The 16,152-nt window shown below is 45.6% G+C and carries 14 protein-coding genes and 1 pseudogene; 2 read left to right on the forward strand and 13 right to left on the reverse strand.

Annotation, left to right across the window (positions count from 1 at the left end; genetic code table 11):
* Positions 1 to 178: 178 nt before the first annotated feature.
* Positions 179 to 694, forward strand: coding sequence for an O-acetyl-ADP-ribose deacetylase (locus FSB84_RS27395; RefSeq protein WP_130544162.1), 516 nt, complete (start codon positions 179 to 181; stop codon positions 692 to 694).
* Between the two features lie 69 nt (positions 695 to 763).
* Here the strand turns inward: FSB84_RS27395 and FSB84_RS27400 are convergent, their stop codons facing one another.
* From FSB84_RS27400 to FSB84_RS27425, 6 genes are all read right to left on the reverse strand, one after another.
* Positions 764 to 1,996, reverse strand: coding sequence for a hypothetical protein (locus FSB84_RS27400; RefSeq protein ID WP_130544163.1), 1,233 nt, complete (start codon positions 1,994 to 1,996; stop codon positions 764 to 766).
* Between the two features lie 10 nt (positions 1,997 to 2,006).
* The gene (locus tag FSB84_RS27405; RefSeq protein ID WP_130544164.1) at positions 2,007 to 3,332 is read right to left on the reverse strand and encodes an OmpA family protein; all 1,326 of its coding nucleotides are present in this window, start codon (positions 3,330 to 3,332) and stop codon (positions 2,007 to 2,009) included.
* Positions 3,333 to 3,394: 62 nt separating this feature from the next.
* A complete protein-coding gene (locus FSB84_RS27410; RefSeq protein WP_130544165.1) occupies positions 3,395 to 3,991 on the reverse strand; it encodes a hypothetical protein in 597 nt (198 codons plus the stop codon).
* A gap of 116 nt (positions 3,992 to 4,107) precedes the next feature.
* Positions 4,108 to 4,743 carry a response regulator transcription factor gene (locus tag FSB84_RS27415; RefSeq protein ID WP_130544166.1) on the reverse strand — a complete coding sequence of 212 codons (636 nt, stop codon included), beginning with the start codon at positions 4,741 to 4,743 and terminating at the stop codon, positions 4,108 to 4,110.
* 42 nt (positions 4,744 to 4,785) lie between these two features.
* Positions 4,786 to 6,996, reverse strand: coding sequence for an ATP-binding protein (locus FSB84_RS27420; RefSeq protein ID WP_130544167.1), 2,211 nt, complete (start codon positions 6,994 to 6,996; stop codon positions 4,786 to 4,788).
* Between the two features lie 76 nt (positions 6,997 to 7,072).
* Complete coding sequence (locus FSB84_RS27425; protein ID WP_130544168.1) at positions 7,073 to 9,451, reverse strand: ABC transporter permease; 2,379 nt, start codon at positions 9,449 to 9,451, stop codon at positions 7,073 to 7,075.
* Positions 9,452 to 9,706: 255 nt separating this feature from the next.
* Here FSB84_RS27425 and FSB84_RS27430 point away from each other — a divergent pair, with 255 nt between their 5' ends.
* On the forward strand, positions 9,707 to 10,444 hold the full coding sequence (locus FSB84_RS27430) for a hypothetical protein (RefSeq protein WP_130544169.1): 738 nt from the start codon (positions 9,707 to 9,709) through the stop codon (positions 10,442 to 10,444).
* Between the two features lie 52 nt (positions 10,445 to 10,496).
* Here FSB84_RS27430 and FSB84_RS30755 read toward each other — a convergent pair whose 3' ends face one another.
* The 7 genes and pseudogenes from FSB84_RS30755 to FSB84_RS31830 all read right to left on the reverse strand — a co-directional run.
* The gene (locus FSB84_RS30755; RefSeq protein WP_158644154.1) at positions 10,497 to 10,661 is read right to left on the reverse strand and encodes a hypothetical protein; all 165 of its coding nucleotides are present in this window, start codon (positions 10,659 to 10,661) and stop codon (positions 10,497 to 10,499) included.
* A 44-nt stretch (positions 10,662 to 10,705) separates the two neighbouring features.
* Positions 10,706 to 11,284: a DUF6934 family protein gene (locus FSB84_RS27435; protein WP_130544170.1), complete on the reverse strand. Its 579-nt coding sequence runs from the start codon at positions 11,282 to 11,284 to the stop codon at positions 10,706 to 10,708.
* 54 nt (positions 11,285 to 11,338) lie between these two features.
* Entirely contained in the window at positions 11,339 to 11,713 is a 375-nt protein-coding gene (locus tag FSB84_RS27440) for a DUF1634 domain-containing protein (protein WP_130544171.1), read from the reverse strand.
* A 1-nt stretch (position 11,714) separates the two neighbouring features.
* On the reverse strand, positions 11,715 to 12,551 hold the full coding sequence (locus FSB84_RS27445) for a sulfite exporter TauE/SafE family protein (RefSeq protein ID WP_130544172.1): 837 nt from the start codon (positions 12,549 to 12,551) through the stop codon (positions 11,715 to 11,717).
* A 49-nt stretch (positions 12,552 to 12,600) separates the two neighbouring features.
* Positions 12,601 to 13,443: a hypothetical protein gene (locus FSB84_RS27450; protein WP_130544173.1), complete on the reverse strand. Its 843-nt coding sequence runs from the start codon at positions 13,441 to 13,443 to the stop codon at positions 12,601 to 12,603.
* A 96-nt stretch (positions 13,444 to 13,539) separates the two neighbouring features.
* On the reverse strand, positions 13,540 to 15,024 hold the full coding sequence (locus FSB84_RS31825; protein ID WP_455430519.1) for a sodium:solute symporter: 1,485 nt from the start codon (positions 15,022 to 15,024) through the stop codon (positions 13,540 to 13,542).
* Positions 15,025 to 15,030: 6 nt separating this feature from the next.
* Positions 15,031 to 16,134 (reverse strand): annotated as a pseudogene (locus FSB84_RS31830) (hypothetical protein); the annotation flags it as partial.
* Between the last annotated feature and the right edge of the window lie 18 nt (positions 16,135 to 16,152).

A 16,152-nucleotide genomic window follows, 5' to 3' on the forward strand; every position in this document is an offset into this window, starting at 1 on the left:
ATCAGGGTGCGGATGGAAGCCTGTCGGCAATTAAAATATGATAAAAATTCACTAATTGGTATCATAATCCCGGCCCGCGAATTTATAGAAAAAAAGTCTTTGAAACTGTTAAAGCGGGGATTGGGGCTGAGCTGGCAGGGGGAAAGTTGTATAGATTGCGTTACAATTTGATTGTCCAATGCTTGAACTGAACCAAGGAGATATCACGAAAATACATGCAGACGCCATAGTGAATGCAGCCAATTCTTCGTTGCTGGGCGGTGGTGGTGTGGATGGCGCCATTCATCGCGCCGGCGGTCCTGCTATTCTGGAAGCCTGTATCCGTATCAGGAACAAACAAGGCAATTGTAAAACTGGCGGGGCGGTGATTACAACTGGCGGAAATTTACCTGCTAAATTTGTGATCCATACCGTTGGGCCCGTCTGGAATGGCGGAAAAAATAATGAAGAAGTGTTATTGGCTTCGGCTTACCTGAACAGTTTGAAGCTGGCAATGGAAAATGGAATAAAGAGCATTGCATTTCCGAATATCAGTACGGGTATCTATCATTTCCCGAAAGCCAAGGCTGCGGAGATTGCGGTGAAAACCGTAAAAGATTTTTTGAAAGAGAATAATGGAATTGAGAAAGTGATCTTTGTTTGTTTTGACAGGGAAAATTATGAGTTGTATGAAGTGTTGATAGGGAATGGTTAAGAGCATTTATCATAGCTTACAAAAAGGATTGACTTTACGTCAATCCTTCTGAACATACTAATTCTTTTCTCATCCGCATTTCATCGGCTTTTTCTGCAGATACAACTTGCTTTTCTCAGCATACGCCTTTCCCGGCTCATTTACGTATCGTGCATCCAGCGCTTTCATCTGCACTTCCAGTTGCGTCAGCTCACTCAGCTGGTTGGTCAGGCAATTCAATTTCTCTTCCCTTTTGGAACTATTGGAATGCATCGCCCTGCAAATACTCAGTTTGGTAGACAGGATCCCTTCCTGAACCGTGGTCAGGGGATCCATCATTGCCTGAAGGCTTCGCTGTACATTCACATCCTGGTAAGTATTTCCGGTCTTCGCCTGCCTCAGCGCTTCTTCCCGTTTTCTGGCCAGTTCCTGCTTGAAACCGATCAGTGCAGATTGCTCATTGGAACAGTTACCGCTGACACCCGCAGCATCCCTTTCCAGCTTTTGCTTTTGTTTCTGAACCGCTTCTGTCTGCTTTTGGATAAATTCATTTTCCATTAATTTGAATTCAGTGGTATGCAGGCAGGTATTGGTGACCTGAATATCGGTTACCCGGCAGGTATAGGAGGAAGTCCTGAATTCTGTAATAATGTACAGTCCCTCATCTGTCTGCAAATAGCCCACTCCAAAATTCCCGAGGAATTTCCTGGGGTGTAATTTCTCAGGAAAGCGGTCCCCGTACAGGTACCAGGTCATATTGGGGGCGTTACTGAAGCGATAGGCCATTGCCGTTAGACTGCCATTGCAATAGGGCGCTGTCACATTCTTCCTTTGCAGATCGGCTTCGCCGGTAAAATGGCTACCCGTCATTTGATACTGATGTGTTTCGGTATTGCCGGTGGAAACCCATTTTTCGATGATATTATTTTTCCCTTTCCTGGTGGAATAATGATACATATTCCCTTTCAGGCCCATCACCCAAAAGGAAAAATCTGCCAGTTCTGGAAAGAGAAAATTTACCAAACCATCGGAATGCGGCGGCAAATAACCGATCACGCCGGTATTGGCATTGATGAACATTGCCTGCTCCACAATTTTCCCGGGAATATTTATTTTAAGATCGAATTCTGTCGGGAAACAGAGTGGTTGCTCATGTGGCACAATATTGCGCGGCTCTGATCTGCCGGTCAATACAGGAGCCTGTTTAATGGCATTTCGCCAGGGGATCACGCCAATGCTATCCCTGCTGCTTCTCCTACCCTGCGCCAGCCCCTGTTCTGCAATAAGCAAACTGATCAGTACAACCAGGAGAATATTTCTCATTACTGAAGGATTAAAGTTTTAGAAATTCAACTCTGCGGTTCTTTGCTTTTCCATCGGCAGTGGTATTGCTGGCAACCGGCTGTGATTCTCCTTTTCCATCCGTCTGGATCCGGGAGCCGGTCACTGCAAAATTTTCCGTGATATAGTTCTTCACGGCTGCAGCCCTTTTCTGCGACAAAGCCAGGTTAGCGGCATCCGCTCCATCATTATCCGTGTGGCCTGTGATCTTTATTTTCAAAGACGGGTTCTTCTGCATGGCTTCGCCGAACTGGTTGATAACGGAAAAAGATGCAGCCCTGATCTTATCGCCGTTCACATCAAACAGGATATCATTGGTCACCGCTTTTCCTTCTTCCATCAATTGTTTGATCAACAGGCTGCGGGCATCAGTTTCGGCAGAAGCGATACGAACATTGCTGATATACATACCGGTTTCAGAAGCGGGGATCACGGCATTATTGTTCAGAAAAAAATATCGCATATTATCGGTTAGTGCGCGGGGCAGATCGATGATCTTATTATCATCCAGGTAAAGCCTGATGCGTGATTTGTTTACTGCGATAGCCACATGCAGCACTTTGTTCACATAAGATGTAAGCGGGAAATTGCTTTTGTTGCCGATCACATCATTCTTCAAACCATACTCGAGTGTTTTACCATCTTCCTCTGTATAGCGGTGCAGGTTGATGAAAAAACGATCTTTATAAAACATGTCCTCCCGCAAAATATCGCGCACCTGTGTAAGTCCGAATTGAATGAACGGCGTGCTGCGCTCTCCTTCAGACCTGAGGAAAAGATCGAATTCGATGGTACTGTTTTCAGGAAGCGGCTTATTCAATACCGGGGTAATAATGCAATTATGAACAACATCAAGCCAGCGTCCTTCCAGTCCGTCAATAGTAACGATCTTCCCGCTACCATTGGTATTCCACTGTGCAGGGAAGTCGCCCATTGCATCTTTCTCAAAATTGTCCGCAAACAAAACGGTTCCTCCGGGTACGAAGTCCGTTGCACTGTTCACATTCTTTGCGGTTCCGCTGTTATTGGTGGTGCCTGTACTTCCCTTCCTTTCAGCCGTTGCCTCGATGTTTCTGCCAGTCCCCTGCTCTTCCTCAGTGGTAGATTTCTTGTTGTTTTTGTCCTTTTTTTTGAACAGGTTTCCGATCGCCCTTCCGGTTTTTGAAAAGGCAGAGTCGATCCCTTTGTCCACTGATTCATCCACCTTGTATCCGGTTTTATCTTTAGCCCTTTGCTCAGCCCTTTTGGGGAGGTTCACCTGTGCATGTATGGTAGATACAGCTGCCAAAAGAATGGAAAGGATAAGAAAACGTTTCATGATTATAGATTTTTGAAAAGGCTGTCATGTTGGGCAGGACAGCCTCTCCGGTTGAGAACTTTCTATTTGCAGATCCAGTTGCTGTTTACTTCAGCAGATGATTTGGTGAGCCTGTTATTGCTGTAATTACTGTCATCATTATTATCGTTGCCATCGATATAGATATCAGGATCGAAACCGATCACGAGTACATATTTGGGAGGGAATTCACCTTCAGCGGGAGATGATCTGTTCCAGGTTCTGGTATACGACACTTTGACTACAGCGCCGGGAGCCAGGTTCTGGAACGACTGTGAAGCCACCAGCTGGAGTCTGCCGCCATTATCTTCATACAACAAAGCCGACTGCTGGTTGGCGCCGGAGGTCCAGGCCAGTCCACCAGTATTCTTTACCACACCTTCAACAATTACAGAGCCATTGAAGCGGTCTTTGCATTTGACAATGGTAAAATTGATGCTGCTGGCAGTGAGATCGATCTTCTTGATCATGATCTTCTTCATCTGTGCATCGGTCAGCTGGATATGCGCGGGGATCTTATTACTGACAATCGATTTGCGCATGTTGGCAGGAATGGAAATCTGTGCGATGGCAGCGGCTGAAAACACGATCAGCATCAACAGCAGGCTGCTTCTTTTGTGAATAGAGGAATACTTTTTCATAATTGTATTTTCCGGGTTATAAAAGGATAATTCTACAACCCAAACCTACAATCACAACAAAAGGCAATCAACTACATATCCATGTAGCCGCAATACGGAAGACTGTAATAATGGAATTACACAAGCTTATCCCTGATAGCGCGGGAAACCGCTTCAGTAGCGGAATGGACGTGAAGTTTATCGTAGATCTTCTTGATATGGAAGCGAACAGTGTCTATACTGATGCGCAGTTCCGTGGCGATCATTTTGTAACTGAATCCCTTCACCAATAACTGGAGAATGGCAGTTTCCTTTTCTGAAAGATTGCTTTTTTCCTGTTCTGTATTGACGGCTTTGGGCACCATCTGCAATACTTTCCTGGCAACGGACCCCGTCATGGGTGCGCCTCCGGCCATCACCGTCCGGATAGCGCCGGGAATTTCGCTGGTTGCATTTTGTTTGAGGAGATAACCGGAAGCGCCGGCGCAGATCGCTTTGAAGATATTATCATTATCATCAAAAACAGTCAGCATGATCACAGGCAATTGCTGGTTGAACTGCCTGATCCTTTGAACGGCCATCACCCCATTTATTACCGGCATATCAATGTCCATCAGCACTACATCTGGCTGCAACTCCTTTACATCAGTTTCCACTGTTTCAGCATTCGGCATTACAGCCAGCAGCAAAAAATCATCTTCTGCCATTATCAACGCTTCAATGCTGGTCCGCAGCGCCTCATTGTCATCGTATACCAGTACTTTAATTGCCATATTTTAAAAGTAAACAGCTTATGTTTTATGTCAACTACATGATCATGTAATGGGGATCTGCAGATCTATTTTTGTACCAGCACCCGGAGCTGAATCAATCGTCAGCACCCCATTCAAAGCCTGGGCACGGGCTTTCATATTATGCAGGCCATTGCTGCTGCGTGTAATGCCAGTGTTGAAGCCTGTTCCATTATCGCGGACCATCAGACTGATCTGCTGATCATTTCTTTCGATGACCACCTCCACTTCCGTTGCCTCCGCATATTTCGCAATATTATTGATCGCTTCTTTATAGATCAGGAAGAAGTCGCGGCGCTGCTGCATGTCCAGACTGATATCCAGCAACATTTCATCCACACTGATTGCAGTTTGGATATTCCTGCATTCCAGTGTCTGGGCTGCATATTCCCTCATCCGGACGACCATATTTTCCATTTTATCGTTTTCCGGTTTCACGGCCCACACGATATCGCTGATGCCCTGCTGGGCTGCGGCGGACTGTTCTGTGATCTTTTGAATGAAGGCAGAAGCTTTCGTATTGTCTTTCTGCAGGTTCTTACCGGAAACTTCGGAAAGGATCCTGATGCTGGTAAGCGTGGACCCGATCTCATCGTGCAGGTCTTTGGCGATATTGTTACGCACTGCCAATAATGCTTCCTGTTCCTGTATCTTCCGTTTCAACTGGTAACGGTTAAAAAGAAAATATCCAATGATGGAAAGCAGCACAAGCCCCGACAGCAGCAGGTTGCGCACCGTGCGTGAACTTTTCAATTGCTTTTCCTGCAACAATTTTTCTTTGGCGGCCAGCTCCAGTTGCTGCTGGTTGTAATTGGCCAGCAATAATTGTTTTTCCAGTTGTTCATCCTGCCGGCTGATCTCTAATTCCTGTACTTCCTTTTCTTTAGACAGCAGATCGATCTCATTTTGTTTTTTCTCAGCCTCCAGCAGGTTGCCTGCCAACAATGCATTTTGTTTTTCTATTTGCAGCGTTTTGATCTCCTGTGCTGCATTGAGGCGAGCGATAAGGTTGTCCTTTTTTTCACTTTCGTATTTCGCTTCCAGGCCGGCAATGGCAGATGCGGTATTTGATTTTATGATGCTATCCCGGTAAAGGATATGGCTATTGAAATTATTATAGGCTTCTTCAAAGTTACCGTGCTGTTTATACAGGAGCGCGCGTTGCAGGTAGAGATCACGCAGATTGAATTTATCGTTCAGGGAGCCTGCCAGTTGCTGTGCCTTGTTGAAATAAGCTATAGCCTGTGTGGAATCTTTTTTTGAGAAAGCCATGCCTGCAGCTATGTATCGGCGTGCAAGCATATGAGGGTCTTTCTTGCTTTTTTCCAGCAAAGCGATTGTTTTCAGCTCATATTCCACCGCCTTGTTGCTGTCTTTCTGCTCACTGGCAATGAGAGAGCTGGTGATATAGGAATGGAGAATGCGGGATTCATCCCCTGATTGTTCAGCATATTTCACACAAAGTTGCTGGTACCTGATCGCTTCCTGGTTGTTCACACCAAGATAGAACTGGCTGAGATTGCAACAACCGAGCGACAAGCGGGCTATATCACCGGCCTTTTCGCGGAGGGCAAGCGATCGTTTTGCGTATTCAATGGTTTTGTTGCGTTGCTTCAGTTCATAATAAACTGTGGCGAGATTATTATAGGCAGCTGCTTTTTCGCCATCGTAGCCTTCTCCCAGCGATTCATAGATATCGATGGACCTGATCAGACAATTGGCCTTCTTATCCAATTCTCCTTTTATCCCGTATGTATAACCGAAATCATTGTATGCAAGCGCTGCATAGCGGGAAGGATGGTTACTGAAATAATGAATGCATTTCTCAAAAAAAGGAATGGCTTCATCGTATTTGTTTCCATACATATTCACCTGCGCCATTTGCATGGCTGTGATTGCAATGATCAGGGAATCTTTCAATTGCAATCCGATGGCGTGTGAACCGGAAGCCTGTTGCGCTGCAGCATCCAGCTCTCCCTTGTCCATAAGAATATCCGTTCTCTCGATGATCGAAAAAGCGATTCCTTTTTTATAGTTTTTTTGTCTGCTGTAATTTTCAGCGATAGTGCAATAATGGAGAGCCGAATCGTACCCGGAAGATGAGAAGAATTCCTCTGCTTTGGCAATTAGATCGAAAACGCGAACAGAATCCCTAACATGCAATTGCGCCCTGGAAGCAGTTCCAGTCAACAAGATGGCAGGTATCAGCCAATACAGATGCTGCCTGAATTTCATGAGGCGAGGGTGTTTACGGGCAAAAAGTACAACTAAAATCCGTGATTAGCCAATCCCCGCTTCAAAATAAAAAGTACTATTCCGATTTCAGGCTTCTGGCCGGATTGGCTATTGCAGCCCTGAGCGACTGAAAGCTAACTGTAACCAAAGTGATCAATAATGTACCCAGTCCTGCCAATAAGAATATCCACCAGGATACAGGAGCCTGATAATGATAATTCTGCAACCATGTTTTGGTAAAGAAATAAGCCGATGGCATGGCAATGAGCAGTGCAATAAATACCAGCACAATGAATTCCTTCGACAATAATTGCCAGAGACTGTATACAGATGCGCCCAGCACTTTTCTTACACCTATTTCCTTAGTTCTTTGTTCAGCCATGAAGGATGCCATTCCAAAAATACCAAGGCAGGAGATAAAGATGGCCAGTATCGCAAAACAGGTAGCCAATTGACCAATCCGTTTTTCATCCGCAAACTTATTCCCGAATTCCTCATCTGCGAATTTGTATTCAAAAAGTTCCTGCGGTGCATATTTTTTACTTGCCGCCTGAATGGAAGCGATCGATTCCGCAGTAGTTTTGGCAGGATTCAATCTTATATTGATAATACCTCCCACTTCGGATTGCAGGTTGAAAATGGTTGGTTTCACAGGTTCATAGGGTGATTCCATCACCATATTCCTGATCACACCAATGATATGATATGTATTACCATACTGTTGAATGGTTTTTCCCACTGGTTTTTGAAAACCCATATAGGCAGCTGCGGCTTCATTAATGATAATGGCGGCAGAGTCTGTTGCAAACTGGTTGCTGAAATCCCTTCCATCTGCAAATTCAAATCCAACTGTTCTCCCATACTCCGCTGTTGCGCTCACTGTATTGAACCTGGCGCTGACACTTGCGTCCATCCCTTCCCAGGTATAGCCATTATTGAAATGATTATTCTCGGTTACGGGCGTGTTGGATTCCGCCATTTCCAGGATCGTTCCCTGCTGCAGCAGTTCATTTCGCATTACAGAAAAGTTATTGTGGTAATCCATTGTCTTCATCAGGATGGTGATCAGCCCCTGCTTGCTATATCCGGTGGGGCGGGACCTCGCAAACTGGATCTGCCTGAAAACGATCACTGTTCCAATAATTAGAATAATGGAAACAGTAAACTGGACCACTACCAAAACCCTTCTTGATGTTGTGGCGGAACGGCCTGCTTTGAAACTTCCTTTCAAAACCTTTATCGGCCTGAACGAAGAAAGATAGATCGCAGGATAGATACCAGCCAGCAAGCCGGTAAGCAAGGTAAAAGCAATACCTGCCAGCCAGAAATAAAGATTGCCGGATGGAAGAATGATCTGTTTTCCTGAAATATCATTGAAGAATGGCAGCGCAACGATAACTATTATCTGGGCAACTACAAAAGCAAGTACTGCCATTAGCACAGACTCGCTGAAGAACTGCCTGATCAGTTGTGAACGCATCGAACCAATTGTTTTTCTGATCCCCACTTCCTTTGCACGCTTCTCGCTCCTGGCTGTGCTCAGGTTCATGAAATTGATACAAGCCAGCAACAACACAAATCCTCCGATAATGGCAAACATCCAGACATATTGTATACTCCCTCCGGCACTGATGCCATTCTCGAACTTTGAATACAGATGCCACCGGCTCATGGGATGGAGCAGCATTTCCGGTCTTTCAATTTTTGCCGTTTGCGCATCGATATGGGACAGCTTAACATTCCTGATCTTGTCAGACACCTGTTGCATGTCTGCATGCGCAGCCAACTGTACAAATACCTGGAATGATTTATTGTACCAGTTGTTCTCATTGCCATTCACCCAGGTGGTAAGGTCGCGGAATGGTGCAATGAACGCAACATCCCTGAAAGAGGAATTTGCAGGAAAATCTTCGTAAACACCCACCACCTGCTGGTTCCGGTTAGCATCGATCGATATTGTTTTTCCAATGGGATCTTCATTTCCATACAGTGCTTTGGCAACAGAATTCGACAGCAGCACAGTTGAATATTCTTCAAATCCTTTGAAACTACCTGCAAGCATTCGCAAACTGAGTATGGCAGGCGCATCTTTCTCCATATAATTTCCCTGTGTATTGATCTTTTTCTCACCTGCAGTCACCATGCTGTTCATGGTCCAGGAAGACAATACCACATGAGTGAAATCCTCTTTGTATTTTGTCCGCAGCTCTGCCGCCAATGGTATCACATTGCCCTTATCCGTACTGACCTGGCCGTTCAGGGTTTCAGTTTGCATCACCTGGGCAATGCTGTTATAGTTGCTGAAGGATTTGTTGAAACTCAATTCATTCCAGATCCATAATCCGATCAACATCGAAATGGCCATTCCTACCGACAATCCGGCAATATTGATGAAGGAGTTTGTCTTGTTGACAATAATGTTTCTCCAGGCAGTTTTGAAAAAGTTCCGGTACATAGGTTGAAGTTTAGCATTCCACTTTTCTCAAAGAGGAAAACGGAAAAAGAAACACCAGTAACGTGCCAGAGATATAAGTGGCTATCATTTAAACTTTTGCGGATAAAGCTGCAAAAATGGACTGTCCGCTTGTGATACAGGAAGAGTTCAGTTTTGCATTTCCATAATCCCATTAATTATCCACAGAAAGAATCAGCATTTCAATAAAACGTAATTTAGTTTTTATTCGTACCATTAAATCTGCACACCTAATTTATGGGATTCTTCAAGAAAATCTTCGGCAAATCAGCACCTGAAACAGCTCCGATCGAAAAAGACAAAGTGCCGGTTTATCCCATGATCAAAGATGCACGCTGGCAGGGAATTTCATTGGCTGTGCATTTACCCTTCGTAAAATTGGGAGATAACCTTGACCTGGCTATTGTTTTTCCCCAGGATGCAGGCGACAGATTCGAATACATCACTCCCCATGACCTGCAAATTGAAGCCATAAAAAACAACTTTGAAAAATGGCAATCGAATATCGATGAGTATCCTTATGAGATTGAAATTTCAGAACAACTCAACAGGCGGGTAATTTTTGCATCAGGCTCAGACCACTCTTCAGAAAAGATCCTTTCTTCTGCATTCCTTGCCGAAGCCTGCCGCGTACTGAATACAGATAAACTGATCATCTCTGCACCACGCAGAAGATGTCTGATGATCACCAGCTATTATGAAAACTTTCAAATGCTGGAAACATTTTTCCATTTACATTTTATCGCTTACCGGGAAGATGATTATGGAAACGAAGTGATTACGGAAATGGTGTTTGTTTCAGATAATAACAAGGTACAGTATGCGGTACCGTTAGGTTTCCGGATCAACATGTATGAGAAAGATGGGCAAAGAAAACTGGTATACTCCACAATGGATGATCTGTTTGACGAGAATGGTCAGATCAATTTTCAAAATATCATCGAAAGAAATAAGATACCTGTTAGCTATCCATAAAAAAAGACCCGCCATCAGGCGGGCCCTTAGTCAAAATATTATGGAAAAGTTATCAGGCTTCTTTCAATAGCTTCATAAACAATGCAGCCTGCTCCTTGGTTTTAATTACCTGGTGGAGTGATGAATGCGCTACAACGGCTTTGGGCTCAGATTTCTTACCCTCCTGCTTTGCTTTTTTTGTCAGCGCGGCTACCTTACGAGCTATTGTTTGTTTCATACCAAAAATTATGTGGGTTGATTCAAATGTACGGCTTTTTTCAATTATTGTGTATTTCCGCCTCTTTGTTTCAGGTTAAAGATGAAGTAATTGTACATATGGTCCTGGCTCACCTGTTCCCCCTTCCTGATCCGGAAAGGATAAGGCATAATATCCTCAAAATCAAAGGGATTATCATATTGGGTCTTACCAAAACGAGTGATCCGGACATAATATTTCACGCCAAACATCCTGAAATACTTGTCCAGAAAGTTAAAGTTCCTTTGCAGCGCCCGGAAATAGAAATAGGCCCTGGCATTGTCTGAGCCATCGATGCCCAGGTAATGATCGGGATTGTTCTTAAGGTATGCGTAAGCTGAAAATAGAATAGTGGAAAAAACTTTCGAATAATCGGAGTGGGTAAGTTCAGCTTTGTCGTTGATCTTACCTCTTGCATTCAGCGGGCCGAAACTGATATTGTAAACGTTCGGCAGCAGCACATGACATTGGTTGCTGATCTTCACGCTGAGTGAAATATCCCTTCCATTATCCAGTTTGGAATTGAAATAACTGTATCGCAGGTCCTCAGAGATATTCTCTATTTCGTACAGCTCATCAAAATCAATCTTCGGTGAAACAGCCATTGGTTTTGTCCTTTTCAGTAAAAATAAAAATAATCGGCGGACCTGTCTAATTACTTATAGCAGGCTTGCAATGATCACCCCTAACACAAACAACGTAATCCCTGTATATAGTACATCTTTTTCTTTGATGAATCCGATAATGGAAAAAACGATCCGCGCAATGGGGGTTGCTATCAATACCAGAACACCCACCTGGATAATAGCCCTGCCACTTCCCTTGCCGGCATATTCGAAGATCATGGCCAGGTTGGTGAATTGTTTTGGCTCGCCGCTGAAGCTCCGGAAAGCCGGCTGTTCATGACCGTGACGAGCCAGGTAGATGCCGCCGCCCACCAATACGATGGCTGCACTGAGCAGCACACCATAACGTAACAGGTTGCCCATGGCAGTTTCTATGTTCCTGTCTGAATAATTATCCAATGCTTTCATATTACAGACGGTTGGTGATGCCATTGCAGATCATCTGGAAGGCCAGAAAAAGAACTACGATAGCAAAGAATATTTTCAACCATTTCGTTTTTGCTTTCACCAGGAGTTTCGATCCTGCAAATGCGCCTGCCAGCACACCGAGTAATACGGGCATGCTCAGGCCGGGATCGATATAACCCCTGCGAAGATAGATGCCGGCGCTGGCCGCTGCCGTTACGCCGATCATGAAATTACTGGTAGTGGTACTTACTTTGAAAGGTATCTTCATGATCCTGTCCATGGCAATTACCTTCAACGCTCCGGAACCAATTCCCAGCAATCCCGAGATCACACCTGCTATATTCATCATAAAAAACCCTCCGGCCACATTGCGGACAGTGTAAGGTTGCGGCCCTCCTGCAGTTGGGAAAGTATTATTGAGCCTTAGGGCTGCAGCATATTTTCCGGAAGGCGCTGTATCTATTTGTTCATGGTGTTTCGAAAAAGATGTAATGGCGGAGAAGATAAGGATACCGCCAAAAACGATCGCGATCCAATGAGTAGGTACATAGGTAGCGAGAAATGCACCGATAATGGCGCCAATAGTAGTAGCTACTTCCAGGAACATGCCGAGCCTGATATTGGTGATGCCTTCCTTCACGTAAGCCGCTGCCGCGCCGGAAGAAGTGGCGATCACGCTGACCAATGATGTACCAATTGCATAATGAATATCCACTTTGAAAACAAGTGTGAGCAGGGGAATCAATACCACACCACCTCCCAGGCCGGTAAGCGATCCTACCAGTCCGGCTGCCATAGAGCAGGCAAATAGAATAATGGAAAAAAGAATTATCGTCACGGGTAACCGGGAAAGGTTCAAATATAGGAAATATCTGACCTGTGATCCCTCACTTCATTTGCACATGAATATGATCATCATGGCGGATGGCGCGGCATCCATGGAAACGGATCTTTTTGCTGGTGATTCCGAGCCTTGTTTTCAGATGAGGCTCTATAAGGATCCTGTCGATGGTTTTACTTGCAGCGAATTTATTTACCAGCAATGCAGTGCGTGTACTGTCGAATATGAAATTTTTATGATTGCCCTGCGGGATGATCTCGTCAAGGATATTGTATTGCCAGTGCCCATCTGTGCCGCAGATCAATGGAAAATCAGATTCACCCGGACGTGGCTTCTCACTGATGCCATAACCGAGAAAGGAAGGCGCATCCACTACCGGCTTTTTTGTTTTTACATCCAGATAGTGAAAGGCAATGTCCAGTTTTTTTCCATCACCATGACTGCGATGCGGCCATAAGGGAAAATGATTGATGAGCGGAAATGCTCCATCCAGATATTGGATCACCACGCCTGGTGATTCTTTCTGCATACGTTCCGCGGTTTCAATCACAGCAGCACGAACCTCCGGTCTTACATAATGGCGATTGAAAATACAACCGGGCAAACGCAAGGGTTTCACATGCGGCTCCGAGAATACCGGCATCGGCACCCTGTTGAATGCCCTCGCAGCAAAAGGCAATAAGGCAATATTTACAAAAAAATATAAAACGAGAAAAGCAGAGGTTTTCCAGAATCCCCGCCAAAACACGGACTCAGTCCGGTTATTGATAAACTTATGTGAAAGGAAAGAGAGCAATAAGATCAAGCCTCCCACCTGCGTGAAAAAAGTAAGCAGGGCCAGCAAAATGATCAGCAATAATATTTTCAGAGCAACAAGAAAGATTCGCATATGGATCAGGGATTGCTCCAAAATAATCAGAATTTTCTCAATCCGGAATATTGAGGTCAATCCCTGGTCCTAATTATTTCTTAAAGCGGCAATTCTCTATACAGCACGCAGCGGCTGCTTCTTATCCGGCGCGATCAGGCTAACGATATATGCAGTGGTCACGCAAAGCAATACAGCTGCTGCAGGATACAGGAAGAAATTGATCGCACCTGAATCCTGGATGAAATACAAAGCTATTGCACTCACAACAAAACCTGCCATCACTCCCCTGCTGTTGATCTTCGGGAAGAAAATACCAGCCAGGAACATCCCTGCCAGACAGCCGCCAAACAGTCCGATGATCTTCAGGTACTGGTCCCAGATACTGGTATTGTTCAGGAACACCATATAGATGGCGATCAGGCAACCCAATGCCCCCAATACTACTGTTGTGTATCGTGCAAAAATGAATTGTTGTTTATCGGTGCTCGATGGTTTGAAATGTTTGTAGAAATCGGTAGTAACAACAGTGGCGATCGAGTTCATGCTGCTGCTGATGGTGCTCATGGTGGCTGCAAACAATCCGGCGATCACCAGTCCTGCAAGGCCCGTAGGCAGTTCCTGCGAAATATACCAGGGGAACACATCGTCCACCCGTCCGTTTGGATTCAGGGATGCAGGGTTATGCCTGAAATACACCCAGAGCGCAGTACCTACCATGAAGAAGATCAGAGAAGCGGGGATCACCAGCACAGCATTGGTGTAGATAGATTTTCTTGCTTCCTTTTCCGATGATGTAGTGAGATATCGTTGCACCACCACCTGGTCTGAAGAATAGGTGACCAGTTGCGTGAGGAAACCGCCTACAAGCACCACCCAAAGTACAGGTTGTGTAATATCGGATTCCAGGATCGCCATGCGGAATTTGTTTTCGGAAGCAGCTTCACTGAAGAGTTGACCGAATCCGCCATCGAGTGAATTGGCAATGAAGACCAGACAGCAGAATGCTCCGCCAAGCAGAACGCCCACCTGCATCACTTCGGTCCAAACCACAGCCTCGATGCCGCCAGCCACACTGTAAGCGGTAGTGATGAGGCTCACGCCAATGATACAGGCGAAAATATTGATGCCGGTCACTGCGCTCAATACCAGTGCTGGCAGGTAGATCACGATACCGAGCCTGCTGATCTGGAAGATCACGAAAGTGAGGCTACCGGTGATCTTCACTGCCGGACTGAAACGAACCTGCAGGTACTCGTATACACTGGTTAGTTTGAGTTTTCTGAAATAAGGTAAATAGAAATATACAACGATGGGCGCCACTGCAACGATCATCAGATTGTTCAGAAGATAAACCCAATCAGTAGCGTATGCTTTTGCCGGGATGGCGATAAAGGTCAGCGCACTCAGTTTGGAACCGAAGATGCTGAGACCGGCAGCCCACCAGGGGATCTTGCCGCCGCCGAGAAAGAAATCGCTTGTATTGCTTTCCATTTTTCTCGATACAAAAACACTAATTCCGATTACCAGCATAAAGTAGATGGCCACCACTCCCCAATCGATCCAACTGAATTTTCCTGGTGGATGAACAGGTGTTCCCATCAATACTTTGGGAGTGCGCACTGCGGGCCTCACTTCTCCGGAAGGCAGTACCAGGCTGCCATTCCAGACCACCGCCGGAGTGGTCACGGGCGCCCAGGTACTGCTGTTCGGATCCGCCGCTGCGGTTGATCTCTTTTCTGTTAATACGGTATCAGCCTGTGCCCAGGTATTAGTGATGGTATTATAACTCCAAACAATATCCGAAAAGCCGGGGTGATTGTCTTTCAACTCTGCATTCTTATCTGCCAGCTTGCCGTGATCACCACCTGCAATGAGCAGGTGGGATTGTCCGAATGCAAATGCAGGGCTGGGTGCAGCCACTGCAGGCTCGGGCAGATCGGCCAGTTGTTGCCAGCCTTTTTCAGGATTGTATTTCCAGGCATCTTTCAGGTATTTGCGTTTTAACTGCTGATCAGCATTGTCCTTGTACAAATGTGCGCCGCTGAATACATAGAGCTCATTGTTGAGTGTGCCGGTTACTGCCAGTATACGGGATGGACCGGGAAATGATTTTTCGGTTATCCATTTCTGTTGATCCTTCGGTGCACTGAGATCAAGGCTCAGGCATACGTTTGAAGCTTCGGTAGATTGAGGGGTTTCAGTTCCTCCGATCACATAAGCTTTATTACCGATGAGCACACCGCTGCCATTGGCCAGTGGATGCGGCAGTGATGGAAGTTTCTCAGTTTCTATTTTTCCATTATTATATCTGACCAGGAAGGATTTCGCATGATGGCCTGCGGCGTCGCTGCCACCGATGCAGACCATTGCATCTTTCCAGGTGAGCGATACGCCATAGCCGAGCGGCATGGGCAGTTTGCCGGCCTCTTTCCATTGTCCTCCGGGCTTGTCCAGCGCAAACACTTTATCGTACCAGACTTTTGTAGAACCGGTCCAGGGAGCGCCGCCGTCGGGAAAATTGGCGCCTCCGGCTACCAGCAGTACATTATTGCTCACTCCGGCAAATGCGCCGGCAAAACCAAAACTATCGGGTAAGGATGGGAGCAGTTTCCAATCCATATATGATGCGCCCTGTTCCTGCGCTTTAGTAGTTTTCATCAGCATTCCTAACATCAATACAATTACAAGAAACTGTTTCATCCGCGTGAGGGTATTACCGGTCCGGGT

It is taken from the genome of Pseudobacter ginsenosidimutans, assembly GCF_007970185.1.
Taxonomy (GTDB): Bacteria; Bacteroidota; Bacteroidia; order Chitinophagales; family Chitinophagaceae; genus Pseudobacter; species Pseudobacter ginsenosidimutans.